The sequence below is a fragment of the Streptomyces vastus genome (genome assembly GCF_039532825.1).
Taxonomy (GTDB): domain Bacteria; phylum Actinomycetota; class Actinomycetes; order Streptomycetales; family Streptomycetaceae; genus Streptomyces; species Streptomyces vastus.
Genome location: NZ_BAAASJ010000032.1, coordinates 149,199 through 173,615, shown reverse-complemented (window position 1 = coordinate 173,615; position 24,417 = coordinate 149,199). Strand labels below are relative to the sequence as shown.

26 protein-coding genes are annotated in these 24,417 nt (G+C 70.8%); 7 read left to right on the top strand and 19 right to left on the bottom strand.

Translation table 11 applies throughout. The features are described 5' to 3' along the window. Positions 1 to 74 precede the first annotated feature (74 nt). Complete coding sequence (locus ABD357_RS15990; protein ID WP_344390735.1) at positions 75 to 836, top strand: GntR family transcriptional regulator; 762 nt, start codon at positions 75 to 77, stop codon at positions 834 to 836. A gap of 85 nt (positions 837 to 921) precedes the next feature. On the opposite strand, the gene ABD357_RS15985 is transcribed toward ABD357_RS15990, so the two are convergent. The 3 genes from ABD357_RS15985 to ABD357_RS15975 form a co-directional block, all read right to left on the bottom strand. Then, positions 922 to 2,079, bottom strand: coding sequence for an ROK family transcriptional regulator (locus ABD357_RS15985; RefSeq protein WP_344390732.1), 1,158 nt, complete (start codon positions 2,077 to 2,079; stop codon positions 922 to 924). Between the two features lie 99 nt (positions 2,080 to 2,178). Further along, a complete protein-coding gene (locus ABD357_RS15980) occupies positions 2,179 to 2,841 on the bottom strand; it encodes a response regulator transcription factor (protein WP_344390731.1) in 663 nt (220 codons plus the stop codon). 14 nt (positions 2,842 to 2,855) lie between these two features. Further along, a complete protein-coding gene (locus ABD357_RS15975) occupies positions 2,856 to 4,016 on the bottom strand; it encodes a sensor histidine kinase (protein ID WP_344390730.1) in 1,161 nt (386 codons plus the stop codon). A gap of 108 nt (positions 4,017 to 4,124) precedes the next feature. Between ABD357_RS15975 and ABD357_RS15970 the strand changes: the two genes are divergently transcribed. The 3 genes from ABD357_RS15970 to ABD357_RS15960 all read left to right on the top strand — a co-directional run bounded on the left by ABD357_RS15970 (position 4,125) and on the right by ABD357_RS15960 (position 6,261). Then, positions 4,125 to 5,057, top strand: a complete 933-nt coding sequence (locus tag ABD357_RS15970) for an ABC transporter ATP-binding protein (protein ID WP_344390729.1) — start codon at positions 4,125 to 4,127, stop codon at positions 5,055 to 5,057. A 2-nt stretch (positions 5,058 to 5,059) separates the two neighbouring features. Further along, positions 5,060 to 5,785: an ABC transporter permease subunit gene (locus ABD357_RS15965; RefSeq protein WP_344390728.1), complete on the top strand. Its 726-nt coding sequence runs from the start codon at positions 5,060 to 5,062 to the stop codon at positions 5,783 to 5,785. A gap of 62 nt (positions 5,786 to 5,847) precedes the next feature. Further along, positions 5,848 to 6,261, top strand: a complete 414-nt coding sequence (locus ABD357_RS15960; RefSeq protein ID WP_344390727.1) for a hypothetical protein — start codon at positions 5,848 to 5,850, stop codon at positions 6,259 to 6,261. A gap of 4 nt (positions 6,262 to 6,265) precedes the next feature. Here ABD357_RS15960 and mug read toward each other — a convergent pair whose 3' ends face one another. From mug to ABD357_RS15910, 10 genes are all read right to left on the bottom strand, one after another. After that, entirely contained in the window at positions 6,266 to 6,811 is a 546-nt protein-coding gene (gene mug, locus ABD357_RS15955) for a G/U mismatch-specific DNA glycosylase (RefSeq protein ID WP_344390865.1), read from the bottom strand. Further along, positions 6,808 to 8,250, bottom strand: a complete 1,443-nt coding sequence (purB, locus tag ABD357_RS15950) for an adenylosuccinate lyase (protein WP_344390726.1) — start codon at positions 8,248 to 8,250, stop codon at positions 6,808 to 6,810. The genes mug and purB overlap by 4 nt, the downstream gene beginning before the upstream one ends. An 82-nt stretch (positions 8,251 to 8,332) precedes the next feature. Then, positions 8,333 to 8,671, bottom strand: coding sequence for a DUF4326 domain-containing protein (locus ABD357_RS15945; protein ID WP_344390723.1), 339 nt, complete (start codon positions 8,669 to 8,671; stop codon positions 8,333 to 8,335). Between the two features lie 128 nt (positions 8,672 to 8,799). After that, a complete protein-coding gene (locus ABD357_RS15940) occupies positions 8,800 to 9,582 on the bottom strand; it encodes an SGNH/GDSL hydrolase family protein (protein ID WP_344390722.1) in 783 nt (260 codons plus the stop codon). Between the two features lie 307 nt (positions 9,583 to 9,889). After that, positions 9,890 to 10,903, bottom strand: coding sequence for a hemolysin family protein (locus ABD357_RS15935; protein WP_344390721.1), 1,014 nt, complete (start codon positions 10,901 to 10,903; stop codon positions 9,890 to 9,892). Next, complete coding sequence (locus tag ABD357_RS15930) at positions 10,900 to 12,231, bottom strand: hemolysin family protein (RefSeq protein WP_344390720.1); 1,332 nt, start codon at positions 12,229 to 12,231, stop codon at positions 10,900 to 10,902. The genes ABD357_RS15935 and ABD357_RS15930 overlap by 4 nt, the downstream gene beginning before the upstream one ends. Positions 12,232 to 12,413: 182 nt before the next feature. Continuing rightward, positions 12,414 to 12,875, bottom strand: a complete 462-nt coding sequence (locus ABD357_RS15925; protein WP_344390719.1) for a GNAT family N-acetyltransferase — start codon at positions 12,873 to 12,875, stop codon at positions 12,414 to 12,416. Between the two features lie 99 nt (positions 12,876 to 12,974). Continuing rightward, a complete protein-coding gene (locus ABD357_RS15920) occupies positions 12,975 to 13,148 on the bottom strand; it encodes a hypothetical protein (RefSeq protein ID WP_344390717.1) in 174 nt (57 codons plus the stop codon). 212 nt (positions 13,149 to 13,360) lie between these two features. Then, a complete protein-coding gene (locus ABD357_RS15915; RefSeq protein WP_344390715.1) occupies positions 13,361 to 15,928 on the bottom strand; it encodes an FtsX-like permease family protein in 2,568 nt (855 codons plus the stop codon). 11 nt (positions 15,929 to 15,939) lie between these two features. After that, entirely contained in the window at positions 15,940 to 16,842 is a 903-nt protein-coding gene (locus ABD357_RS15910; RefSeq protein WP_344390714.1) for an ABC transporter ATP-binding protein, read from the bottom strand. A 194-nt stretch (positions 16,843 to 17,036) separates the two neighbouring features. Between ABD357_RS15910 and ABD357_RS15905 the strand changes: the two genes are divergently transcribed. Continuing rightward, a complete protein-coding gene (locus tag ABD357_RS15905; protein ID WP_033324966.1) occupies positions 17,037 to 17,264 on the top strand; it encodes a hypothetical protein in 228 nt (75 codons plus the stop codon). 37 nt (positions 17,265 to 17,301) lie between these two features. Further along, positions 17,302 to 17,646 carry a fic family toxin-antitoxin system, toxin component gene (locus ABD357_RS15900; RefSeq protein ID WP_344390864.1) on the top strand — a complete coding sequence of 115 codons (345 nt, stop codon included), beginning with the start codon at positions 17,302 to 17,304 and terminating at the stop codon, positions 17,644 to 17,646. A 155-nt stretch (positions 17,647 to 17,801) separates the two neighbouring features. Here ABD357_RS15900 and ABD357_RS15895 read toward each other — a convergent pair whose 3' ends face one another. The 4 genes from ABD357_RS15895 to bioB all read right to left on the bottom strand — a co-directional run bounded on the left by ABD357_RS15895 (position 17,802) and on the right by bioB (position 21,772). Next, positions 17,802 to 18,491: a class I SAM-dependent methyltransferase gene (locus ABD357_RS15895; protein ID WP_344390712.1), complete on the bottom strand. Its 690-nt coding sequence runs from the start codon at positions 18,489 to 18,491 to the stop codon at positions 17,802 to 17,804. 107 nt (positions 18,492 to 18,598) lie between these two features. Continuing rightward, positions 18,599 to 19,318: a dethiobiotin synthase gene (gene bioD, locus ABD357_RS15890; protein ID WP_344390711.1), complete on the bottom strand. Its 720-nt coding sequence runs from the start codon at positions 19,316 to 19,318 to the stop codon at positions 18,599 to 18,601. Between the two features lie 50 nt (positions 19,319 to 19,368). Next, the gene (locus ABD357_RS15885; protein ID WP_344390710.1) at positions 19,369 to 20,649 is read right to left on the bottom strand and encodes an adenosylmethionine--8-amino-7-oxononanoate transaminase; all 1,281 of its coding nucleotides are present in this window, start codon (positions 20,647 to 20,649) and stop codon (positions 19,369 to 19,371) included. After that, entirely contained in the window at positions 20,642 to 21,772 is a 1,131-nt protein-coding gene (bioB, locus tag ABD357_RS15880; protein ID WP_344390709.1) for a biotin synthase BioB, read from the bottom strand. The genes ABD357_RS15885 and bioB overlap by 8 nt, the downstream gene beginning before the upstream one ends. 194 nt (positions 21,773 to 21,966) lie before the next feature. Between bioB and ABD357_RS15875 the strand changes: the two genes are divergently transcribed. After that, entirely contained in the window at positions 21,967 to 23,103 is a 1,137-nt protein-coding gene (locus ABD357_RS15875) for an 8-amino-7-oxononanoate synthase (RefSeq protein WP_344390708.1), read from the top strand. On the opposite strand, the gene ABD357_RS15870 is transcribed toward ABD357_RS15875, so the two are convergent. Continuing rightward, complete coding sequence (locus ABD357_RS15870) at positions 23,084 to 23,311, bottom strand: DUF397 domain-containing protein (RefSeq protein ID WP_344390706.1); 228 nt, start codon at positions 23,309 to 23,311, stop codon at positions 23,084 to 23,086. The two genes, ABD357_RS15875 and ABD357_RS15870, sit on opposite strands and share 20 nt — an antisense overlap. 9 nt (positions 23,312 to 23,320) lie before the next feature. Next, entirely contained in the window at positions 23,321 to 24,178 is an 858-nt protein-coding gene (locus ABD357_RS15865) for a helix-turn-helix domain-containing protein (RefSeq protein WP_344390705.1), read from the bottom strand. Positions 24,179 to 24,417 lie beyond the last annotated feature (239 nt).

Genomic DNA, 24,417 nt, shown 5'->3' with positions numbered 1-24,417 from the left:
AGGAGTTAGTGCAAGAACCTTTAATAAACAAGGGCGTTGAAAGCCGCCGGGGCACGGCGATCGCGGAGGACACGGTGGGGACCACGCAGTTGGATACGGTGCCGGAGCCCAAGTACTGGCACCTGCGGACCGTACTGAGTGAGGCGCTGGACTCCGAGTTCTCGGTGGGCGAGATCCTGCCCAACGAACGTGATCTTGCCGCGCGGTTCGGAGTCGCCAGGGCCACGCTCCGCCAGGCCCTGGAGCAGCTCGAACTCGAAGGCCGGCTCCAGCGCCGCCGCGGTGTCGGCACGACCGTGGCTCCGCCGCGCATGGGCGTGGCCGTGGGCTCCGAGCAGCACGCCTGGCCGGGCGCGACCGGTGACGCATGGCAGCCCGTGGACTGCACGGTGGCGGTTCCCCCCACGGCGGCGGCCGACATCCTGGAGACCGGCCCCGAGGAGCAGGTGCACACGGTACGCCGCTCCCGCGTGACGCACGGCCAGCCCGTAGCCGCCGAACTGCTCTACCTTCCGGTGTCGTCGGTTCCCGACCTCTCGGCCATCGACGCGCCCTCGGGAGCGGCACGCGCGCGTGCCGTGCTCCGCGAACTCCAGCGCCTGGTCCTGGAGGGCCGGGACAGCGCTGTAGAACTCGGCTCGGCCCGCGCGGACGACGCCAAGGAACTCGACCGCCTCCCCGGCGCCCCCGTCCTCGTCGTCACCACCCGCTTCTACGCCGAGGGCCGGACCGCGGCGGCCTCGATCGCCACGTACCGGGCCGACACATGCCGCTTGACGTTCGGCGACACGGGCGGGGTAGAGATCCACCATGATCCGGAGCGGCGGGCGTCCTGAAGCAATTGCAGCCCGTCGGGGGGACCTCCCAACGGTAGCTGGGGGAGGGTAGGGCCGACGGGGGCGAAACAACCCCGCCGACACCTCACCGCCGTGCCGTAACCGTCCCCTCCACTGCGAACAACTGCTCCTCCACATGATCGAGAGCTAGCCGCAAAGCCCCCATCACCACGGCCGCCTCGCCCAGGACCGAGAGCGCCACCCGAGGCGGCCGCAGACAGTAGCGCGACAACTCCTTGCGCAGCGGCTCCAGCACGCCATCGATCCCCGCCGCCCAGCCCCCGATCACGACAAGCTCCGGGTCAAGGGCCAGCACCAGCGCCGCCACATCGTGCACCAGCCGCTGAATGAACCGCTCAACGGCCGCCCGAGCCCGCTGATCACCCTCGCGTGCCTGCGCGAAGACCCCTGCGACCGCCTGCTCGTCAAGCGGATGCAACGGCTTGCCGGTCGTGGACAGCAATGTCTCCGGAGTCGCCTCGCGTCCCAGCAGATGCAGTGCACCGATCTCCCCGGCCGCACCCCCGTACCCCCGGTGCAGCCGCCCGCCGATCAACGATCCGGCCCCCGGACTCAGCCCGGCCAGCACGAACACCATGTCGTCGGACTCTGTGCCCGCCCCCTTCCAGTGCTCGGCGACCGCCGCGGCGTTGGCGTCGTTCTCCACCAGCACCGGACACTTGAAGGAGCGACGCAACCGCTCGCCCAGATGCAGGCCCGTCCACTCCGGCAGAGCCGCGCCCAGCCGTACGGTGCCGTCCGCCTCGATGATGCCGGGCGTACCCACGCCGACGGCCCGCAGGGAACCGCGCGCGACGCCCGCGTCGCGCAGCAGCTCGGCGACGGCGGTACGCAGCCGCTCGAGCCGCTCGTCCGCCGACGCCGCCTCGGAAACGTCCTTGGCCGTCGTACCCAGGGGCCTGCCGTCCAGGTCCGCGAGGATCGCGGCCACCCGGTGCGAACCGATTTCCAGTCCCAGCAGATGACCCGCCTCCGCCCGGAACCGGTACCTCCGCGCGGGCCGCCCCTGACGCCGCGCGGCGCCCTCCTCGGCCGCGGCCTCGACAACGAGGCCGCCCGCGACGAGCCCTTCGACGACACCCTCGACGGTGGGCCGGGACAGTCCGGTCACCCGGGTGATCTCGGTGAGAGTCGCGAAGTCCGTGGCCCGCAGCGCGTGCAGCACCACCGCGGAGTTGATCCTCCGCAGCAGAGAGGGATCCCCGCCGGTCAGCTGCCCCAACGTACGTCCTCCCAGCTCGTGCGCGTGTTGGCCGGATCGTACTCGCCGCGGCTGACCCCGGCGAGTGCCTGCCACCAGGCCCGTGCCGGGAGCCCTGGATCAACCGGGTGCCACGAACCCCGACTCGTACGCCGCGATCACCGCCTGTGTCCGGTCCCGCGCCCCCAACTTCGCCAGTACGGCGCTGACATGGGACTTCACCGTCTCGGTGCCGACCACCAGCCGCTCGGCGATCTCCGCGTTCGACAACCCGCGGGTCATCAGCCGCAGCACCTCCGCCTCGCGCTCGGTCAGCGAGGCCTGCTCCAGCGCCGCCCGGGCCGCGGGATTCCCGCCTCCATCCCCGTACTCGGCGGCCAGCTGCCGCACCGACGCGGGGAACAGCAGCGACTCGCCCTCGGCGACCAGCCGCACCGCGTGCACGATCTCCGCCGGCCGCGCCCGCTTCAGCAGGAAACCGTCGGCGCCCGCGCGCAGCGCCTCGTACACGTACTCGTCGTTCTCGAAGGTCGTCACCACGAGGATCTTCGGCGGCCGGTCCACCGTCCGCAGCACAGCTCGCGTGGCCTCGATGCCGTCCATGAGCGGCATACGCACGTCCATGGCGACGACGTCCGGACACAGCTGCCGCACCAGAGGGATCACGGCAGCGCCGTCGGCGGCCTCACCGACCACCTCGATGTCGGGCTGTGCCGACAGCACGGCACGCAGTCCCGCTCGTACGAGAGGTTCGTCGTCGACGAGCAGAACGGTGACCGGCATCCGGCCAGCGTAGATCAGCGCAGCGGCAGCTCGGCGTGCACCTGCCAGTCGCCGTCGTCCGGGCCGGTCCGCGCGTCGCCGCCGAGCAGCGCCGCACGCTCCCGTATGCCCCGCAAGCCGCTGCCGCCGCGCCCGGATATCTCCGCCGTCAACGGATTGCGCACCTCCAGAGACAGGGCTTGTTCCTCGACGGCGATCCGAACCCGGACGGGCACCGCCCCAGCGTGCCGCAGCACATTGGTGAGCGACTCCTGGAGGATGCGATAGCCCTCGCGCGAGACCGGGCCTGGAACCGTCTCCAAGCGCCCCGTCACCTCGGCGTCGACCTTCGCCCCGGAGGCGCGCGCCGACTCCAGGAGCCGGTCGGCCTCCGCCAGCGTCGGGCGGCTGCTCGCCGGCCGATCCGACTCGCGCAGCACGCCGAGCACCCGCTCCAGGTCCTCGAGGGCGGCTCGGCCCGTGTCCTCGATGGCGCCGAGGGCCCGGTCGGTGAACGCGGGGTCGCCCGCCGCCCGTGCGGCACCCGCCTGTACCACGGCCACGGTCAACGCGTGGCCGATCGAGTCGTGCAGCTCGCGGGCGATGCGCGTGCGCTCCAGAAGCCGTTCGGTGCGCTCCTCCAGGGCGGCGACCCGCTCGGCCGCGGACGGTCCGAGGAGACGGCGCGCGATGGCTGTGATCAGCTCGCCGAGACCGACCACGGCCGTGTAGAGGACGATCAGCGGCAACGGAACGAGCAGCGCGTACGCCCAGTGGGACCCCGAAACCGGCAGGAGCGGATTGTCGTCGGGTACATAACCGAACGAGAGCCGGGCCAGGTCCACGGCGAGGACCGGCAGCCAGACAGTGATCCCCATCGCCACCACGCCGAGGGCCATGCGTGCCTCCAGCCACACCACCGTCCGCAGCCGGTCCCGCCACGTGGCCGACGGCGCGACCGTGATCGCCGCGTCCGGGGCGCCCCGCTCGCCCGGTGTCAGCAGTAACTGTGCCTGCACACCCTCGCCCAGGCGCACGGCCGGGATCAGCCCCAGCGGAAGAAGCAACACCGCGGGCACCCACGGCTTGGACATGTCGATGAACAGCCACACGCTGACGAACAGCATGGGAACCCACAGATGCAGCAGGCGGGTGTACGTCGTCCCGCGGATCAGCGGGCGCAGCAGGCGGGCCATCCCGTCATGGTGGCAGCCGCCACTGACAACGAGCCTCCCCCGAGCGGGGGAGACGCTCTCCACGGGTGGGGGAGGCCCGGACCCCGGCCCGACCGCCAGCCTTGAGCCATGACCAGCATCGACGTCCAAGACCTCACCAAGGAGTACGGCGCCACACGCGCCGTGGACCAGCTGACCTTCAGCGTCGCGCCGGGCCGGGTCACCGGCTTCCTCGGCCCCAACGGCGCCGGGAAGTCCACCACCATGCGGCTCGTGCTCGGCCTGGACCGGCCGACGTCCGGCACCGCCACGATCGGCGGCCGCGCCTACGCGACGCTCGACGAGCCGCTCCGCCACGTCGGTGCCCTGCTCGACGCGCAGGCCGCGCACGGCGCGCGCGCCGCACGGGACCATCTGCGCGTGCTCGCAGCGAGCAACCGCCTCCCGGAGCGCCGCGCGGACGAGGTCCTGGAAGAAGCGGGGCTCGGCTCGGTCGCCCGCCGCCGCGTCAGGACGTACTCACTCGGCATGCGTCAGCGCCTTGGCATCGCCGCCGCGCTCCTGGGCGACCCGCCCGTGGTCCTGCTCGATGAGCCGTCGAACGGGCTCGACCCCGAAGGCATCATCTGGATCCGGGAGTTGATGCGCCGACTCGCCCGCGAGGGCCGCACCGTGCTCGTCTCCAGCCATCTGATGAACGAGACCGCGTCCTTCGCCGACCACCTCGTCGTCCTGGGCCGCGGGCGCCTGCTCGCCGACATGCCGATGCGGGAGTTCATCGACGCGCGCGTGCAGCCACGCGTACGCGTGCGCACCACCGACGGTGCGGCACTTCGGGAACTGCTCGCCCGGCACGGATACGACGCCGTGGAGGGTGAGGACGAACGGTGGATCGTGCACCACGCGCGCGTGGACGACATCGGCCGCCTCACCTCGGGCACGGGCGTGCCCATCCTGGAGCTCGCGGCAGAGGAGGGCACGTTGGAGCAGGCGTACCTCGATCTGACCGCCACGGAGGCCGAGTTCACCGCCCAGTCCCCGACGCACCCGCAGGAGGCCTGACCATGCCGTTCGCACCCGTACTCCACTCCGAGTGGCTCAAGATCCGTACGCTGCGGTCCCTCCTCACCGGACTGGCCGCCGTCGTAGTCGTCACCGCGGCCTTCTCCGCGATCGCCGGGCTCGACGCCTCCTCGGACGAGGACTTCGACCCCTTGTTCTCGGCGTTCTTCGGCGTCAGTTTCGGGCAGATCGCGGCGATCACGTTCGGCGCGCAGGCCGTCTCGTCGGAGTTCCAGGGCGGTGCGCTGCGAGTCTCACTGGCCGCGGTGCCCCATCGGGGGCGGTGGTTCGCGGCCAAGGCGGTCGCTGTCGGCGTACCGGCCCTGGCCGTCGGGCTGGTCACCGGGCTCGTGAGCCTGGCCGTGGGAAAGGCAGTCCTCGGCGACCAGGGGAGTGGCCTGAGCTGGGGCGATGGACTGCGGGGTGTCGTCGGTTGCGGGCTCTACCTCGCGCTGATGGCCCTCTTCGCGGCCGGCCTGACCGCGCTGCTGCGCAGCGGAGTCGCCACCCTGAGCATCCTGATCCCGTTCCTGCTCATCGTGTCGTTCGTCGTCGGGGGAGTGTCCGGCGGAGTTGCCGACTTCCTGCCGGACAAGGCCGGCCAGGTCGTTCTCCACGAGACGTCCGGCGGCGCGCTCGGCCCTTGGAGCGGGCTGGCGGTGACCGCGCTGTGGGCCGCGGCCGCGCTGGCGGCAGGGGCGTGGAGCGTACGGCGCAGGGACGCGTGACCAGCGGCGGCTTGTGGCTGACGGGGCGCCAATTGTCAGTGGGGACCGGTTTACTGGACCTCATGCACACTGCCCGGCACATCGCCCTGATCGACGAGCTGTGCTTCCGCCCCTTTCCCGTGGAGCACGGCCGGTCTCACGTCGTCGAGTTAGAGCGCAGCCACGGGCTGCGGGGCGGTGACCCAGCGGAGCGCGCGGTGACGGTCGGCCAGTACGAGAAGTACCGGGACACCATCTACGAACGCCTCGCACCACGCTGGGGGCAGACCGACTCCTGGAACCTGCAGACCGTCCTCCTGCGCACCGAGCGAGAGGAGATACCCGAGCCGTGGGCCTCGCTCAGCGCACGCGCACGCGTGGCCTACCTGTGGGAGGCGGAGGGGACCGGCCGCTGGGTCGCCGTGGCCGTCGCCGACCGGGACGAGACGGACGAAGTCCAACTCCTGGCGGTCGTCACGGAGACGCACCCGGTATGACCCGTCAGGCCTCCGCCGCCGCCCGCAGGCGCCCGAACTCCTCCGCCATCGTCTGCGCGGTCCAGTGCGCGTTGAGCCCGCTCGGATTGGGCAGCACCCACACACGGGTGTCACCGATCGTCCGCTCCTGCGGCCCCACTTGAGCCCTGCGGTCGTCGAAGGCCGCCCGATACGCGGTGACGCCCACCACCGCAAGCCAGCGCGGACGCAGACGCGCCACCTTCAGACTCAGCAGCTGCCCGCCTTGCCGGTACTCCTCCGCGCTCAGCTCGTCGGCGCGCGCCGACGCCCGCGCCACCACGTTCGTGATGCCGAGCCCGTACGAGAGCAACTCGCCCTGTTCCGAAGGCTTCAGCAGCCGGGGTGTGAAGCCGGAGAGGTGCAGGACCGGCCAGAAGCGGTTGCCCGGGCGGGCGAAATGGTGGCCCGTCGCGGCCGTCATGAGGCCGGGGTTGATGCCGCAGAACAGAACGCGGAGGCCCTCCGCGACGACATCCGGCACAAGCCGGTCGCGGGCGGCCTCCAGGTCCGCAGAGGTGAAGCGGGTCAGAGGATCGCTCCAGGCGTGTAACCCGCCGCCTCCGGGTGCTGCTTGACGATCTCCTCGATCCGGCCGACGACGGCGGAAACCTGGTCGGCGGCGGCACCCGTGAAGGACAGCTTGTCGGCCATCAGCGCGTCGAGGTCCGCACGGTCCAGCGGAAGGCGGCCGTCGGCGGCCAGCTTGTCGAGCAGTTCGTTGCGCTCGGCGCCCTGTTCGCGCATCGCGAGAGCGGAGGCGACGGCGTTCTCCTTGATGGCCTCGTGGGCGACCTCGCGGCCGACGCCGGCGCGTACGGCGCCCATCAGGACCTTCGTCGTCGCGAGGAACGGCAGATAGCGGTCCAGCTCGCGCGCGACGACCGCGGGGAAGGCGCCGAACTCGTCGAGCACGGTGAGGAACGTCTCCAGCAGGCCGTCCAGCGCGAAGAAGGCGTCGGGCAGCGCGACGCGGCGTACGACCGAGCAGGAGACGTCGCCCTCGTTCCACTGGTCGCCCGCGAGTTCGCCGGTCATCGAGGCGTATCCGCGCAGGATGACCATCAGGCCGTTGACGCGCTCGCAGGAGCGGGTGTTCATCTTGTGCGGCATAGCCGAGGAGCCGACCTGACCGGGCTTGAAGCCCTCGGTCACCAGCTCGTGCCCGGCCATCAGGCGGATCGTCTTCGCGAGCGAGGACGGGGCCGCGGCCAGCTGCACCAGGGCGGTGACGACCTCGTAGTCGAGCGAGCGCGGGTAGACCTGGCCGACGGAGGTGAAGGCCTGCGAGAAGCCGAGGTGCCCGGCGATGCGCTGCTCCAGCTCGGCGAGCTTCGCCGCGTCGCCGCCGAGGAGGTCGAGCATGTCCTGGGCCGTGCCCACCGGGCCTTTGATGCCGCGCAACGGGTAACGGGCGAGCAGCTCCTCGACCCGGCCGTACGCGACGAGCAGCTCGTCGGCGGCGGTCGCGAAGCGCTTGCCGAGGGTGGTGGCCTGCGCGGCGACGTTGTGCGAGCGGCCCGCCATGACCAGCTCGCCGTACTCACCGGCCAGCTTCCCGAGCCGTGCCAGGACCGCCACCGTACGGTCGCGCATCAGCTCCAGCGAGAGCCGTACCTGGAGCTGCTCGACGTTCTCCGTGAGGTCACGCGAGGTCATGCCCTTGTGGACGTGCTCGTGCCCGGCGAGGTCGTTGAACTCCTCGATCCGCGCCTTCACATCGTGCCGCGTGACCTTCTCGCGCTCGGCGATCGAGGCCAGGTCGACCTGGTCGAGAACACGCTCGTAGTCGGCGAGGGCGGCGTCCGGCACCTCGATCCCCAGATCCCTCTGGGCCCGCAGCACAGCGAGCCAGAGCTGACGCTCCAGCTTCACCTTCTGCTCGGGGGACCACAGGACGGCGAGCTCGGCGGAGGCGTAGCGGCCGGCGAGGACGTTCGGGATACGGGGCTTTGCGGGCGCGGGAGTCACGTGGCCTGATTCTACTGGCGGTTCCCGCAGGCCAGCGCCACGGGGTTGTTCGTCGGAAGCTACAAGCGTGGTCCGAGGCCACTCAGGACGCGTCGGCGAGCTCCGCCAGGATGTCGGCGTGGCACAGCTCCGGTCGGCACCAGCAGGCCAGCGTCTTGTCGCGCAGTTCGGGCACCAGGTCGAGGAGGTCGGGGCGTTCGAGGAGGTACGCCCGGTACTTGGCCATGACCTCGGCACGGGTGCCGTCGTGCTTCTTCTTGGCTGTGTCGGGGACGAACGGGTTGTTGAGCGGGTGTTCGGGAAGGTCCCAGCCGCCCCTGGTCCAGCGGCGGCCGACGTAGACGAGGTCCGCGGGGGCCTTCTCCAGCCGGGGCCCGTATTCCTGGATATGGCCCTTGAGGTTGATCACGGTGGTGGTCACGCGAGGCTCCCTTCGCGCCGCCGGCGACGCCTCCGATCATCCGACGCGCAGGCGACCCGCGCCACCGCCACTTCGTACGCCTGCGCCGCCACCCGGTCGTACGCCCCTGGCAGCGGCCCTTCGTGCCCCTACGCCGCCGGTCCGTCGAACGGCAGCAATTCGGGCCTCTTTGCCGGTCGGCCGTCGCCCGAGGAGCGCCCCGTAAGCCGCCGTCCGATCCACGGCAGCAGGTACTGCCGGGCGAACCGGACGTCGGCGGTCCGGCGGGCGGCCCAACCCGGCGGTGCGCTCGTGGGCATCGGGGTGCGCCACTCGGCGTCCTGCGCCTCGTGGCCGAGTGTCTGCCACACCGCCTCCGCGACGCGGCGGTGTCCCTCGGCCGTCAGGTGCAGCCGGTCCACGTCCCACATACGGGGGTCGGCGAGTGAAGGGGCGCCGTAGAGGTCGACCACGAGTGCGCCGTGCCGGGCCGCGAGGTCGTCCACGCAGGCGAACAGCTCCTCCATGCGCGGACGGAACCGTTCCAGCACCGGGCCCTGGCGTCCGGGGCTGCGCATCAGCACGAGCTGCTTGCAGGACGGGGCGAGCCGCTCGACGGCCTCCTCCAGGAGCCCGCGTACCCGGCCCATGTCGCACTTGGGTCGCAGCGTGTCGTTCAGCCCGCCCACCAGCGTGATCAGGTCCGGCTGCATGGCCGCCGCCACGCCCACCTGGTCGGCCACGATCTGCCCGATCAGCTTGCCGCGCACGGCGAGATTGGCGTACCGGAAGCCCGGCGTCCGAGCGGCCAACCGGCCGGCCAGCAGGTCGGCCCAGCCGCGATACGAGCCGTCGGGCAACCGGTCCGACATGCCCTCGGTGAAGGAGTCGCCGACGGCGACAAAACTGGTGTAGGTGGCATTCGTCTCCATGGCGGAAGCGATGGTATCCGGTGCACATACCGATCGGTCGGCCGCCTACCGGAACCTTCGGCTCCCGGCGGTCCGGCCATTCACCGGAACCTTCGGCTCCCGGCGGTCAGCCGATGGCGGCTCCACCACGGCCATGCCTGCCGGCCGTGCACCAGGCACCCGCCAGTTCGCCGGCCACCGGCCAACCGGCGAGGTCCGTCGGCCACCGGCACCCGCCGGCCAGCCGCCACCGGCACCGCCGGTAAGCCGATCACCTGCCCCACTCCGGCCCCGACCCCTCATGGCCGTGGGCCCGCCAACTCGCACGTCACGCCGGCCGCCCGAACAACTCCCGCAGCACGTCCTCCATCGTGACCACCCCCGCCAGCAGCCCGTCCCCGCCGATCACCGCCGCCAGATGCGTACGACTGCGCCGCATCGCCGTGAGCACGTCGTCCAGCGGCGTCCTCTCCCGGACGCGTGCGATCGAGCGCATGTCCGTGACCCGGAACGGGAGATCGCGCGGCATGGCGTCCAGCGCGTCCTTCACGTGGAGGTAGCCGACGATGCGGCGACCGTCGTCCACGACGGGGAAGCGGGAGAAGCCGGACTCCGCCGACAGGGCCTCCAACTGTTCGGGCGTGACGCCCACGCGCGCGTAGACGACGCGTACCAGCGGGAGGACGACGTCCCGCACAGGGCGGCGGCCCAGCTCCAGGGCGTCGTGCAGCCGTTCTTGGGCCCGGTCGTCGATCAGGCCCGCGGCGCTGGAGTCCTGGACGAGGCGGGCGAGCTCGTCGTCCGAGAACGTGGCGGTCACCTCGTCCCGCGCTTCCACGCGCATCAGCTTCAGCAGGCCGTTCGCGAAGGCGTTGATGGTGAAGATCACCGGTCGCAGCGCCCGGGAGAGTGCGACCAGCGGCGGGCCGAGCAGCAGTGCCGTGCTCACCGGTTCGGCGAGCGCGATGTTCTTCGGCACCATCTCGCCGAGGAGCATGTGCAGATACGTCGCCAGGGCCAGCGCGATCACGAACGAGATCACGTGCCCCGCGCCCTCCGGCACGCCCACCGCGTGGAACACCGGCTCCAGGAGATGCTCGATCGCGGGCTCCGCGACCACACCCAGGACCAGCGTGCACAGCGTGATGCCGAGCTGCGCGGCGGCCATCAGCGCGGAGACGTGCTGCAAACCCCACAGCACGCTCCGCGCCCGCCGGTCGCCCTGTTCGGCGTAAGGCTCGATCTGGCTGCGGCGTACGGAGATCAGCGCGAACTCGGCGCCCACGAAGAAGGCGTTCACGACGAGCGTCGCCAGACCGATCAGCAGCTGTACGGCGGTCACAGCGTCCCCTCCTCCTCGATGAGCGGCAGCGGAGCGTGCAGCAGCACCCGCGCGGCCCGGTGCCCCGACGCGTCCGTCACCTCGAGCCGCCAGCCGACGACGTCCACCGTGTCGCCGACGGCGGGAATGTGGCCGAGTTCGGACGCGACGAGCCCGGCCAGCGTCTCGTACGGCCCCTCGGGCACCCGCAGCCCGACCCGCGCGAGCTGGTCGGTGCGGGCCGCGCCGTCGGCGGAGTACAGCACCCGGCCGTCGTCGTCCTTGCCGGCCTGGGCCAGGTCGGGCACTTCGTGCGGATCGTGCTCGTCCCGCACCTCGCCGACGACCTCCTCGACGATGTCCTCCAGGGTGGCGACCCCGGCGGTGCCGCCGTACTCGTCGATGACGACGGCCATCGTCCGCTTCCCGGACATCCGGTCCAGGAGCCGGTCGACGGTCAGTGACTCTGGTACGAGAAGGGGTTCGCGCATCAGCTGCGCGACGGAGCTGCGGCTACGGCGCTCGGCGGGCACCGCCAGTACGTCCTTGATGTGCGCGACACCCACGACCGAGTCGAGGTTGCCGCGGTAGACGGGGAAGCGCGAAAGGCCCGTCGCGCGCGTCGCGTTCGCCACGTCCTCGCAGGTCGCCTGCACATCCAGGGCGATGACCTGTACGCGCGGCGTCATCACGTTCTCCGCGGTCAGGTCGGCGAGGTTCAGCGTGCGGACGAACAGCTCGGCCGTGTCCGCCTCCAGCGCGCCCTCCTTCGCGGAGTGCCGGGCCAGGGCCATCAACTCCTGCGGCCCACGGGCCGAGGCCAACTCCTCGGTGGGCTCGACACCGAAGCGGCGTACGACACGATTCGCGGTGTTGTTGAGATGGGTGATGAACGGCCGGAACAGCGTGCTGAACCAGCGCTGCGGCGTCGCCACCTTCTTGGCCACCGACAGCGGCGAGGAGATCGCCCAGTTCTTGGGCACGAGCTCGCCGACGACCATCAGGAACACCGTCGACAGCGCCGTACCGATGACCAGCGCGGTCGAAGAGGCCACCGACGGGCCCATGCCGACCGCCTCCAGCGGGCCGGCGATCAGCTTGGCGATGGACGGCTCGGCGAGCATGCCGACGATCAAGTTGGTGACGGTGATGCCGAGTTGCGCGCCGGACAGCTGGAAGGTCAGATTCCGTACGGCCTTGAGGGCGCCCGAGGCGCCGACCTCGCCGCGCTCGACGGCCCGCTCCAGCTCGCTGCGCTCGACCGTGGTCAGCGAGAACTCCGCCGCGACGAAGGCGCCGCAGGCCAGGGAGAGAAGAACGGCCACCGCGAGGAGGAGCACTTCGGTCATCGGGTCACCTCCGTCCCATGGTCGGACAGAGGAGTGGGGATCGCATGATGCCCGCACGGCGCGAGACCGCGCGGGCTGCCGGGACTGGGAGGCTCGCCCATGGGCGGACGCTCACACCTTTCCTACGAAGAAGAACCAGATCCTCATATAGTAAAGGGTCAGCAAAGTCGCCCGTACGCCGGTCACGCGCCGAGCGGCTTCACCCACCGCCGCCAATGCTCCTCGGGTGTGTACCCTGCCGCCCGCCACGCATGTTGCGCGGTCTCGTTGCGCTGCAGCACCATCGCGTCCCCTCGCCGCCCACCGAGCCGTACGAACCGCTCCTCCGCGGCGGCGAGCAGCGCCGAGCCGATGCCGAGGCGGCGGCGGTCCGGATGCACCGCGAGCCGGTACAGATGGCAGCGCCAGCCGTCGAAGCCGGCGATGACCGTGCCCACCAGCTCGCTCTCGTTCCCCCACTCTCGACTTCGCTCGAGCGGGGGGACCCCCATGGCGAGGATGAGGGCCTCGGCATCACGGGCGACGAGCCGCTCCACGCCCTCCCGGTCGTCACTGATGCTCGTGCCCTCGGCGGCCACCTTCCAGAAGGCGAGGACGGCGTCGAGGTCGGAGAGGGTGGCACAGCGGATGTGAAGATCGCTCATGGGGCGAGCCAAGCAGAGCGCCGGCCTGTCTGGCGAACGGTTTCCGTGCCGAGGGCGCTGAGGGGGCGCAAAGCCCCGGGGCCCTGGCCCGTCTGCCGGTCAACCGTCGTGACGTCCCGTGCCTGCGCCGGTGAGAACGCGGATCTCCGTCTTCGTGTAGTCGGCCCCGCCCGGCTGGCGCCGGTCGAGTACCGAGCCGGCCCAGGCGAGGAGGAATCCCACGGGTATGGAGATGAGACCGGGGTTCCGCAAGGGGAACAACGCGAAGTCCATGTCCGGCAGCAGCGCGGTCGGGTTCCCCGAGACCGCCCGGGACAGCGCCGTCAGCAGGATGGACAGTGAGACCGAAACGGACAGGACCTGCCCCGAAACGATGCGCTCAGGTCACCGACCGAGCCGTGTCGGCCCCATCCGGCGTCCTCGCTTCATCGGCGCCAGCCGTGCCGCAGTGATCACTGGGCACTCGAGGGCAGAACGCGAGCCCATCACTCGTGCGCGATCGCCGCCAGCACGTTCATCCGCGAGGCACGCAACGCCGGCAGCAGCGCCGCCACGATGCCCACGATCGCCGAGCCCACCACGACCGCGACGATGGTGACCCACGGGATCGCCAGCGCCGTCATGCCCTGGAGCGCCAGGACCTGCTGCACGCACACGCCCCACACAAGCCCCAGCGCGAGTCCGAGAACCGCGCCGAACACGGCGATCACCACCGACTCCAGCCGGATCATCCGCCGCAACTGCCGCCGGGCGAGGCCGATCGCGCGCAGCAGCCCGATCTCGCGCGTGCGCTCCACGACCGACAGGGCAAGGGTGTTGACCACACCGAGCACCGCGATGACGATCGCCAGGCCCAACAGGGCGTAGACCAGATAGAGCAGTACGGCGATCTGGTCGCGGACCAGCTGCTTGTAGTCGGCCTGGTCGCGCACCTGCACCTGCGGATACGGGTCGAGCGTCTGCTCCAGGCGCGAGCGCAGCGTGTCGACGGACGTTCCCGAGGCGGCGTTCACGTACAACGTCGAGTCCTGACCGCCCGGCACGTACTGCTCGAGTGTCTCCAGCCCGAAGTACATCGCTCCCTGCGCGCCGAAGCCCTCGCCGCCCTCCTGGTCGGTGAGCGCGGCCACCCGCAGTTCGGTCTGCCGGCCGGCCGGGAACTCGATGGGGATCACGCTGCCGATGCGTACGTCGTGGTCCTCGGCGTAGTCGACATCCATGGCCATGTTCCCGGGCGCCAGCGCCGCCGAGGTGTCGCCCTGCGCGTACGTGATGTTCGCGACCTCGTCGAGCTGGTCGCCATAACCCGCCGCGGCCGTCTCGACGCGGTCGCCGTCCGGCAGGGTGGCCGCGATGGGCGCGAACCGCTGGCGTACGACGATTCCGACGCCGTCCGTGTCGTCCACCTTTTCGGTGATCTCCTGCGGGAACGGCTGGAAGTTGTTGTTCTGCACCACGAAGTCGGCGCCCAGTGTCTTGTCGATCTGCTGGTCGAAGGACTCCGTCATGGACGCGCTGGCCACGGACATCCCGCCGACCAGGGCGAGGCCGACCATCAGGGCTGCCGCGGTGGCACCCGTTCGACGCGGATTGCGCAGCGCGTTGCGCTGGCTCATCCGCCCGATCGAGCCGAACAGGGCCGGGAACGCTCCGCCGAGGACGCGGATCACGGGCCGTACGAGGAGCGGCCCGGCGATGACGGTCGCGATGAGGGTCAGGACCACACCGAGTCCCAGCAGGGAAGCGGCGGATGCCGTCTCCGTCGCGGTCACACACCCGACGAGCGCGGCGGCGCCGAGTGCTCCGACGACCGTCCCCACCACGGCCCGTACCCGCAACGGCCGTCCCACACCGGCGATTTCGGCGTCCGCGAGCGCGGCCATCGGCGACACCCCGGCGGCCCGTCGCGCCGGCAGATACGCGGCGACGAAGGTGACTCCGACCCCGACCGCGTATGCCGAGACGGGGGTCACCCAGCCGATGACCATCTCGGTGGACTTGAGGTTCATGCCGAGCAGGCCCATGAGCTCGATCAGTCCGAACGCGAGCCCGATCCCCGTGGCCAGGCCGAGCGTGGAGCCCACCAGGCCCAGCAGGGTCGCCTCCAGGAGCACGGACCGGCGCACCTGCTTCCGATCGGCGCCAAGGGCTCGCAACAGGCCCAGTTCGCGGGTGCGTTGGGCGATCAGCATGGAGAAGGTGTTGACGATCAGGAACACGCCGACCAGTACGGCGATTCCGGCGAAGCCGAGCATCACGTACTTGATCACGTCGAGGAAGCCGCCGAGTTCGGCGGCGGCGGACTCGGCCTGCTCGTCGGCGGTCTCCACCTCGTAGCTCTCGGTGCCGATCTCGCGCGCGACGCGCTGCTTGAGAGCGGCGTCGCTCACGCCCTCCTCCGCGTCCACCGCGATGCTGGTGGCGACGCCGCTCTTGCCCAGCAGTTCGGTCTGCGCGGCAGCGGTGTCGAGGAAGACGAGCGCCGCACCGGGGTTGGTGGTGGTGAAGGTCGCGATGCCGACGATCTCCACCTTGAACGAACCCGGCTGTGCGATCACGGTGAGCGTGTCACCGATGCGTACGTCCTTGTTGTCGGCCGTGTCCGCGTCGATCAGCGCCTCGCCGGGCCCGCGCGGCTCATGGCCGGAGGTCAGCTCGACGGGGCTGCGCTCGGTGACGTACCAGCCGGTGGCGATGGTGGGCGCGCCGGTGGTCGGGCCCACGGACTCGTTCTCGCTGTCGACGACGGTGACGCCCTCGACGGAGACGTCCAGATGCGTGTCGGCGACTCCGTCGACCCGGGCGATACGGTCCTCGATGCTCGCGTCCACGGTCTGGACGGCCCCGGAGGGCAGCTGGGAGTCGAGGTCCTCGCGCGGCAGCACGGTCACGTCGGCCGACGTGGATGCGAAGAGCCGGTCGAAGGTACGGGTGACCGTGTCCGAGAAGATCAGGCTGCCCGCGACGAACGCCACGGACAGCAGGACGGCCAGCGCCGAGAGCAGCAGCCGCCCCTTGTGCGCGAGGAAACTCCTCAGTGTCGCCTTCAGCACTACGGCCTGCCTCAGTCCTGGTTGCGGGCGATGCCCTGGTCGGGAGCGATGCCTTGGTCGGGAGCGACGCCCTTGTCGAGTGCGACGCCCTGATCGGGGGCGATGCCCTGGTCGGGGGCGGCGCCGTCCTCGAACGTGCCGCGGATGGTGTCGAACCTCTTCATGCGTTCCAGCACCGCCTCCGCCGAGGGCCGCGCCATCTGGTCCACGATCCGGCCGTCCCCGAGGAAGAGCACCAGGTCGGCGTGGGCCGCCGCGCCCGGGTCGTGCGTGACCATGACGACGGTCTGGCCCAGCTCGTCGACGGCGTTCCGCAGAAAGCCGAGGACTTCGAGACCGGCCCGTGAGTCGAGATTGCCCGTCGGCTCGTCGGCGAAGATCAGCTCGGGGCGGGAGGCCAGCGCGCGGGCGCAGGCGACGCGCTGCTGCTGCCCGCCGGACAGCTGAGCCGGCCGGTGCTTCAGCCGGTCGCGCAGGCCGAGCGTGTCGATGACCTGGTTCAGCCACTTCTCGTCCGGCTTCTTGCCCGCGATGTCCATGGGCAGCGTGATGTTCTCGATCGCGTTCAGCGTCGGGATCAGGTTGAACGACTGGAACATGAAGCCGATCCGGTCCCGGCGCAGCCGCGTCAGCTCGCGCTCCTTCAGCCCGGTGATCTCGGTGTCGCCCAGCCACACCTGTCCGGCCGACACGGTGTCGAGCCCCGCCAGACAGTGCATCAGCGTGGATTTCCCCGAACCCGAGGGGCCCATGACCGCCGTGAAGCGACCGCGCGCGATGTCCACGTCGACCGAGTCGAGGGCGAGCACGGTCGTCTCGCCCGTGCCGTACGCCTTGGTGAGACCACGGGCGCGGGCCGCGATCTCCTCGGCGTCCGTGCGCCCGAGGGCGTGCTCCGCAGCTGCAGTGGACAAGGCCGCCTCCTAGGTCGGTTCGGTGCCCGCAGGCGAGCCTAGTGTGATCCCGCGCACACCCGGTATCCACCCGAAGTCCGAGCCGCTCTCGTGCGCAGGTCGGTGTCCCTGATTTTGATGTAAGGGGCACCCTTAGTGGATTCCTGAGGGGCGCCCCCTTGTCCCTGCTAGCATCCAGGCGCTAGCTTCGAAGCATGGCGAAGACCCAACTGAACGTACGCGTGGACGAGGGCACCGCCCGCGCCGCGCGCGAGCGAGCCCTGGCCCGCGGCATGAGCGTCAACCGCTATATCGAAGAGCTGGTCAGACAGGACACCGGGGAAGTGGGCCACACCTTCGTCGAGGCCGCCGCCGACTTCATGAAGCAGTACGAGTCCGTGTTCGCCGAGGAGTTCGGCCCGGAGCGAGAAGGCCGTCGCTGAACCCTTGAACGTCCACGTCGACCTTGCCTGGCTGCTCATGGTCGCCGAACAGAAGACTCCCGGAGATCCCCAGGTCACCGACTGGGGAGCCCTCGTCGCCGCCGTCAGCCGGCACGAGGCGGAGATCTTCGGCGTCCCCGTCTACGACAGTCCGCACGCCCGCGCCGCCGCACTGCTCCAGCTCCTGCTGCACATCCCCGCACTCGAACGCTCCAACGCGATGTTCGCCACCGCCGTCGCATACGCCTATCTCGTCGCCAGCGGCCTGAAGGTCGTCACCTCACCAGAGCAGGTCCGCGACCTGGCCCGCCTGGTCAAGACAGGTGAGGCGACGGTGCAGGACATCACCCAGGAGCTGCGCGGGTGGAGTCTCGAACCGTGAGCAGTCCCCGGCCCAGCACGTCCCTTAGCGGACTCGTCGGACTCCGGGTGCGTCATCGCGCGCCTAAGGAGGCCGCAGGCCTCCCAGGGGCGCGGGGCTGTGTCATTTTGCGGCTCCGCCGCGTGGGCGCGACCAGCCACAACGAACCCGCACTTTCAAACGGCCTGACCCGCGGAGCGAGCCGTGCCGAGCACGCAGTACGAGCTCGGCATGCGCAGCCCCTTCTCCGGCACCAACAGCCGCCGGTACGGGCCCAGTTCGTACCCCGCGTCCCGTAGCGCGCCGAGGACGTCCCGGCTCACATGGCAGCCGCCGAACAGCGGCGGCCACACGGTACGGTCCAGGACACGCTGGGTGACGCCCATTGCCGCGCCGCCGCCCTTGCCGTGCTCGAAGAACCGCAGCTCACCGCCGGGACGCAGGACGCGGCGGATCTCGGCCAGGGCCCTCGGCACATCTCGTACGCTGCACAGCACCAGCGACAGGACCGCCGCGTCGAACGCCTCGCTCTTGACCGGCAGGCCCTCTGCGACGCCCGGCACCACGTCGACGGGCACGTCGGAGCGCAGGGCCGCGGTCACGGCCAACTGCCGCAGGCTGCGCTCGGGTTCGATGGCAACGACCTCCGAGACGGTGCTCGGATAGTGGGCGAAGTTCAGTCCGTTGCCGGCTCCGATCTCGATGACCCGGCCGGAGAGCCCGGCGAGCAGTTCGTCGCGGTGCGGGCCGATGGTGGGCTCGGAGGCGACACTGATTTTGGCGTAGAAGCGGGCGAACACCGGGTGGTGCACGGGTGCCGGGGCCATCCGGCCGGACTTGGTGGTCCGGGAACCGCGTGGTCGCATGGAGACCTCCCCTGGGCGACTTGCGCTACGGCGATTGTCCCCCCGCACGTGCCCGCTGACCCCTCGGTGAGTCACGATGCGGTGCCCTGTGCCGACCCGCCCCGCGCCTACTCCGCCGCCTGCCTCACAGCGAACGCGTCCGCATCCCACGTCCCGCCCAGCGGCCGGGCGAGCCAACTCGGTGCGGCAGCACGGAAGTCGGCGGGTCGCAGCCGCCCCACCCCCTCGGGAACCGCCCCCAGCAGCGGAGCCCCCGCCGCCACCGGGAGATCGGCGAGATTGCAGCGCGAGGCGAGGTCCGGATCGTTCGGCCAGCTGCCCACGACGATGCCGAGCAGGGCGAGCTGCCGGGCACGCAGTTCGCGGGCGGTGAGTTCCGTCGTGTTGAGGGTGCCGAGGCCGGCGGAGGCCACCACCAGCACGGGTGCGTCCAGCAGGCGGGCCGCGTCCGCCAGTGTGCCGCCCGCGTCGTCGAAACGTACGAGCAGCCCGCCCGCCCCTTCGATCAGCACGACGTCGTGTTCGGCGGCCAGCTTGCCCGCCGCCTCCGCCACCTCGGGCGCCCGCACCGGCGGGAGGCCGGCTCTGCGGGCAGCCGTCGCGGGCGCCAACGGCTCGGGATAACGGGCGAGTTCGAGCGCGGTCACCGGGCCCGCGAGCCGGGCCACCTCATCGGCGTCGCCTCGCTCGTCCGGCCGCACGCCCGTCTGTGCGGGCTTGAGCACGGCCACGGACCGCCCGGCGGCGACGGCAGCCGCCGCGACCGCCGCGGTCGTGATCGTCTTGCCGACCTCCGTGCCCGTCCCCGTGATCACCAGTACCGGCATGTCACCTCCCCGAGCATCTCTCCGCGCATCTCCCCGCTCACGCTCCCTGCTCACCCTTCCCGCGCCGCCGCGCACACCGCGCGCGCGATCCGCGCCACGTCCGCGTCGCCCGTCACGTACGGGGGCATCGTGTAGACGAGGTCGCGGAACGGCCGCAGCCACACGCCCTCGCGCACCGCCGCCCGTGTCGCCGCCGCCATGTCGACGTCGTGATCCAACTGCACGACACCGATGGCACCGAGGACGCGTACGTCCCGGACGCCCGGCAGCTCCGAAGCCGGTGCCAGCCCCTCTCGCAGCCCCGTCTCGATGCGCTTGATCTCCGTCCGCCAGTCCTGGCCGAGGAGGAGGTCGATGGAAGCGCAGGCCACGGCGGCGGCAAGCGGATTGCCCATGTAGGTGGGGCCATGGGCGAGCACCGGGACCTCGCCCCGCGAGATCCCCTCGGCGACCCGTGACGTACACAGCGTCGCCGCCATCGTCATATAGCCGCCGGTCAGGGCTTTGCCCACGCACATCACATCCGGCGTCACACCGGCATGGTCCGCCGCGAACAGCGCACCCGTACGCCCGAACCCGGTCGCTATCTCGTCGAACACGAGCAGTACGCCGTGTGCGTCGCACGCCTCGCGCAGCACCCGCAGGTAGCCGGGGGAGTGGAACCGCATCCCGCCCGCGCCCTGGACCACCGGCTCCACGATCACCGCGGCCAGTTCATCGGCGTGGCGCTCGATCAGCGAGCGCAGATGGTCGGCGTACGACTCCTCGTACGCGACCGGAGGCGGATCCGCGAACACCTGCCGGGGCAGCACGCCCTGCCACAGCTCGTGCATCCCGCCCTCGGGATCGCACACCGACATCGGCTGCCAGGTGTCGCCGTGATAGCCGCCGCGCCAGGTCAGCAGGCGCTGCTTGGCCGGCCGGCCGAGCGAACGCCAGTACTGCAGGCACATCTTGACCGCCACCTCGACCGAGACCGAGCCGGAGTCGGCGAGGAAGACATGCTCCAACTCTTCGGGCGACATATCGACAAGACGTTTTGCCAGCCGCACCGCGGGCTCGTGTGTGAGCCCGCCGAACATGACGTGGCTCATCCGCCCGAGTTGCTCGCGCACGGCGTCGTTGAGCACGGGGTGGTTGTAGCCGTGGATGGCGGACCACCAGGACGACATGCCGTCCACCAGCTCGTCCGGCTCACCGGCGATCGTCAGCCGCACACCGCTCGCCGACTCCACGACGAGCGGTTCCTGACGGCCGGGCATCGGACCGTACGGATGCCAGACGTGGCGTCGGTCGAGCTCGAGCAGCTCGCTCACGGGCAGGTCAGGCATTGGGTGCGAGATCCGTTCCGGCACCCCGGCGGCGTACCGCGACAAGATCCTTACGCGCCTCGGGGGTCGCGTCCGAATCGGCGGAACCGCACACGCCCCCCGAGCCGCACCCACCAGACCCCCGGTGCTCCGGCAGCGTCACCTCGTCCGTGCCCTCCACCTCGAAGCCGGCGTCCGCGATCATGTCCAGGTCCGCCTTGCCCGCCTGGCCCTCGCTGGTGAGGTAGTCGCCGAGGAAGATCGAGTTGGCGAGGTGCAGCGCGAGCGGCTGCATCGTACGGAGATGGACCTCACGGCCGCCCGCGATGCGCACCTCCACGTCGGGGCAGACGAAGCGGACCATCGCGAGGATGCGCAGACAGCGCTGCGGGGTGAGATTCCACTCCTTGGCGAGCGGGGTGCCCTCGAAGGGGATCAGGAAGTTCACCGGGACCGAGTCCGGGTCCAGCTCACGCAGCGCGTAGACGACGTCGACCAGGTCCTCGTCGCTCTCGCCCATGCCTGCGATCAGGCCGGAGCAGGCGGACAGGCCCGCAGCGTGCGCCTTGTGGACCGTGTCCACACGGTCGGCGTACGTATGGGTGGTCGTGATGTCCCCGTACGTACTCTCGGACGTGTTGAGGTTGTGGTTGTAGGCGTCCGCACCCGCCGCCCGCAGCCGCTCGGCCTGGCCGTCGGAGAGAAGGCCGAGGCAGGCGCACACCTCGACCCCCTCGTTCTGGTCCTTGATCGCCTTGATGGTGTCCGAGACCCGGTCGACGTCACGGTCCGTCGGCCCGCGTCCGCTCGCCACCAGACAGACCCGCTTGGCGCCGCCCGCGAGCCCGGCAGCCGCCGCCTCGGAGGCCTGGTCGGGCTTCAGCCAGGTGTACTTGAGGATCTCCGCCTTGGAGCCGAGGCGTTGGGAGCAGTAGGAGCAATCCTCGGGGCACAGGCCCGACTTGAGGTTGACCAGATAGTTGAGTTTCACCCGTCGGCCGAACCACTGCCGCCTTACCTTGCCGGCCGCGGCCACCACATCGAGGAGTTCGTCGTCGGAGGTGGCCAGCACGGCCAAAGCCTCGTCGCGGGTCGGCAGCTCGCGCCGAAGCCCCTTGTCCACCAGCGTGTTCAGCAGGTCCATGGGGTCAGATCCTGGCCTATGCGAGCGGGCGGGGCCAAGGAGAGTTCGTACAAGACAGCCCGTTCGAGGTGTGGTCTTTTGCACATCATGGGTGACGGGCCGGGCGGCTAGGGTCTGTGCACTGCCTACAAAGCACCGTTTGCAAGAGGCACCCCCAAGCAAGACCTTCAAGACCCTCAAGGCCCGGAGGACACATGGCCGGATCGCCGTTCGCGTGGATCGACGAACAGGCGCGTACGCGGCGCCGGGCCGGACTCGTCCGCACGCTGCGCCCACGCCCTGCCGAATCCCCGCTGCTCGATCTTGCGAGCAACGACTACCTTGGCCTGGCCCGGCACCCCGAGATCACCGCGGCCGCCGCGCACGCCGCGCGGGTGTGGGGCGGTGGCGCCACCGGCTCCCGGCTCGTCACCGGCTCCACGGAACTGCACGCCGAACTCGAGCGTGAGCTGGCCGAGTTCTGCGGCTTCGAGTCCTCGCTCGTCTTCTCCTCGGGATATGCCGCCAACCTCGCCGCCGTCACCGCGCTGGCGCCGCACGGCTCCCTCGTCGTGTCGGACGCGGGCAACCACGCCTCGCTGATCGACGGCTGCCGTCTCGCGCGGGGCACCACGCAGGTCGTCGCGCACGCCGACCCCGACGCCGTACGCAAGGTGCTGGGCACGCACTCCGCACCCGCCGTCGTCGTGTCCGACACGGTCTTCTCGGTGGACGGCGACGCGGCTCCGCTCGCCGAACTCGCGGACGTCTGCCGGGAGTTCGGCGCCGGTCTGGTCGTCGACGACGCACACGGGCTCGGCGTGCTCGGTGACGGTGGCCGGGGCGCACCGCATGCGACAGGACTCGCGGGAGCGGCGGACGTCGTCACGACGGTCACCCTGTCGAAGTCGTTCGGCAGCCAGGGCGGCGCCGTCCTCGGCCCTGCTCACGTGATCGACCACATGGTCAACGCAGCCCGCACCTTCATCTTCGACACCGGTCTGGCCCCGGCCGCCGCGGGCGCCGCCCTCGCGGCCCTGCGCCTGCTGCGCCGGGAACCGGAACGGGCGGCACGCGCGCGTGCCGTGGCCACGACCCTGCACTCCCGCCTGACCGCCGAGGGTCTCGAAGCGGTGAGGCCGGACGCCGCCGTCGTCTCCGTGCGCGCATCCTCGCCGGAGCAGGCCGTGCGCTGGGCGGCGGACTGCCGCGAGGCGGGACTGGCCGTCGGCTGCTTCCGTCCCCCGTCGGTGCCGGACGGCATCTCACGGCTGCGGCTCACCGCCCGCGCGGACCTCACCGACGGGCAACTCGACCGTGCCGTACGGGTGATCAGCGCAGCGCGTCGATAAAGCCCTCCCAGGCCGAGGGGGCGAAGAGCAGGGCGGGACCCGAAGTGTTCTTCGAGTCGCGCACCGCGAGACGTCCGGCCCACGGGCCGGAGGCCGGACAGGCCGTCTCGACGCAGTTGTTCATTCCTGTGCTGCGGCTGCTGCGCTGCCACCGCACGCCGTGCAGACGGGTGCTGGAAGGTACGGACCGAGGCAGGGGGGTGGACATGGTGCCTCCTTACTCGCCGTCAGCCAGACCGGCGATGAAATCCAACGAGTCCTCGGGCGAAAGGGCGTGGATCTGAAGGGAGTTGAAGGCCTCGGTGTAGGCCTGAACGTCCTCTTCCCTTTCGAGATAGAGGCTACTCGTCAAGTGGTCGAGAACAACCACATCCAGATCAGAAGTGGTCGAAAATGAAAAGATAACGAAAGGCCCGGTCGCCCCGACATGGGCCCCAACTCCGAACGGCAGCACCTGAATCCGCACGTGAGGCAGTCGGGCAGCGTCCCGCAGACGCCTCAACTGCCGTGCCATCACCTCCGGTCCGCCGACCGACCGCCGCAGCACTCCCTCGTCCAGGACCGCGCTCAGCCGCAGCGGCGTGTCCGAGCACAGCACCTCCTGGCGGGCGAGGCGCACCTCTACCAGCGCGTCGACCTTGCCGTCCGGCAGCCCGTCCAGGGCGGCCCGCGTCACCTCGCGGGCGTACTCCGGTGTCTGCAACAGCCCGGGAACCACGGAGTTCTCCAGGGTGCGCATCGCGCAGGCCTGCGACTCCAGGCTGATGAAGTCGCGGTACGTGGGTGGCAGCAGACCCCGGTAGGCATTCCACCAGCGGTGCCGGCCGTCGCCGTCGGCGCCCGCGAGTACGACGAGCAACTCGAGCAGTTCCGGGTCCCGGACGTCGTACGCGTCGAGGAGTCGCCGTAGGTCCGCCGCCTTGACCCCGCTGCGGCCGGTCTCGATCCTGCTCACCTTCGACTGGTGCCAGCCGACGCGCCCGGCGGCCTCGCCGCTCGTGAGACCCGCGCGGGTGCGCAGGGCGCGCAGCTGGGCGCCGAGTTTGCGGCGGCGTACTGCGGGACCGTGTTGCATGGTCGTCTCCCTCCGACCGTCGCGCCGACGCTATAGCGTCGGGCGTCGCGGCGACGGCAGAAGACGACCCGGTCACCCGTCCGAATGACCACCCTGGGCTACGCCCAAATACGGTCGGTCGTCGGAGAGTTCACCGCTTCGAGCGACAGATATATGCATATCTTGGTGGATCGGCACCGAGACCGGCCCGGTAGTGGCAGTCTGGCGCGCAGCACCAGTCCGGGACCGTACTCGAACCT

What these genes read in the sequence shown, in the direction of transcription:
- ABD357_RS15885 (WP_344390710.1), bottom strand. Translation starts at nt 20,649, where the DNA reads ATGCCTGACCTGCCCGTGAGCGAGCTGCTCGAGCTCGACCGACGCCAC.
- ABD357_RS15965 (WP_344390728.1), top strand. Translation starts at nt 5,060, where the DNA reads ATGCCGTTCGCACCCGTACTCCACTCCGAGTGGCTCAAGATCCGTACG.
- ABD357_RS15875 (WP_344390708.1), top strand. Translation starts at nt 21,967, where the DNA reads ATGGCCGGATCGCCGTTCGCGTGGATCGACGAACAGGCGCGTACGCGG.
- ABD357_RS15920 (WP_344390717.1), bottom strand. Translation starts at nt 13,148, where the DNA reads ATGGACTTCGCGTTGTTCCCCTTGCGGAACCCCGGTCTCATCTCCATA.
- ABD357_RS15865 (WP_344390705.1), bottom strand. Translation starts at nt 24,178, where the DNA reads ATGCAACACGGTCCCGCAGTACGCCGCCGCAAACTCGGCGCCCAGCTG.
- ABD357_RS15980 (WP_344390731.1), bottom strand. Translation starts at nt 2,841, where the DNA reads ATGCCGGTCACCGTTCTGCTCGTCGACGACGAACCTCTCGTACGAGCG.
- ABD357_RS15870 (WP_344390706.1), bottom strand. Translation starts at nt 23,311, where the DNA reads ATGTCCACCCCCCTGCCTCGGTCCGTACCTTCCAGCACCCGTCTGCAC.
- bioD (WP_344390711.1), bottom strand. Translation starts at nt 19,318, where the DNA reads ATGCCGGTACTGGTGATCACGGGGACGGGCACGGAGGTCGGCAAGACG.
- ABD357_RS15960 (WP_344390727.1), top strand. Translation starts at nt 5,848, where the DNA reads ATGCACACTGCCCGGCACATCGCCCTGATCGACGAGCTGTGCTTCCGC.
- ABD357_RS15930 (WP_344390720.1), bottom strand. Translation starts at nt 12,231, where the DNA reads ATGACCGAAGTGCTCCTCCTCGCGGTGGCCGTTCTTCTCTCCCTGGCC.
- ABD357_RS15940 (WP_344390722.1), bottom strand. Translation starts at nt 9,582, where the DNA reads ATGGAGACGAATGCCACCTACACCAGTTTTGTCGCCGTCGGCGACTCC.
- ABD357_RS15970 (WP_344390729.1), top strand. Translation starts at nt 4,125, where the DNA reads ATGACCAGCATCGACGTCCAAGACCTCACCAAGGAGTACGGCGCCACA.
- ABD357_RS15905 (WP_033324966.1), top strand. Translation starts at nt 17,037, where the DNA reads ATGGCGAAGACCCAACTGAACGTACGCGTGGACGAGGGCACCGCCCGC.
- ABD357_RS15975 (WP_344390730.1), bottom strand. Translation starts at nt 4,016, where the DNA reads ATGGCCCGCCTGCTGCGCCCGCTGATCCGCGGGACGACGTACACCCGC.
- ABD357_RS15895 (WP_344390712.1), bottom strand. Translation starts at nt 18,491, where the DNA reads ATGCGACCACGCGGTTCCCGGACCACCAAGTCCGGCCGGATGGCCCCG.
- bioB (WP_344390709.1), bottom strand. Translation starts at nt 21,772, where the DNA reads ATGGACCTGCTGAACACGCTGGTGGACAAGGGGCTTCGGCGCGAGCTG.
- ABD357_RS15925 (WP_344390719.1), bottom strand. Translation starts at nt 12,875, where the DNA reads ATGAGCGATCTTCACATCCGCTGTGCCACCCTCTCCGACCTCGACGCC.
- ABD357_RS15900 (WP_344390864.1), top strand. Translation starts at nt 17,302, where the DNA reads ATGGTCGCCGAACAGAAGACTCCCGGAGATCCCCAGGTCACCGACTGG.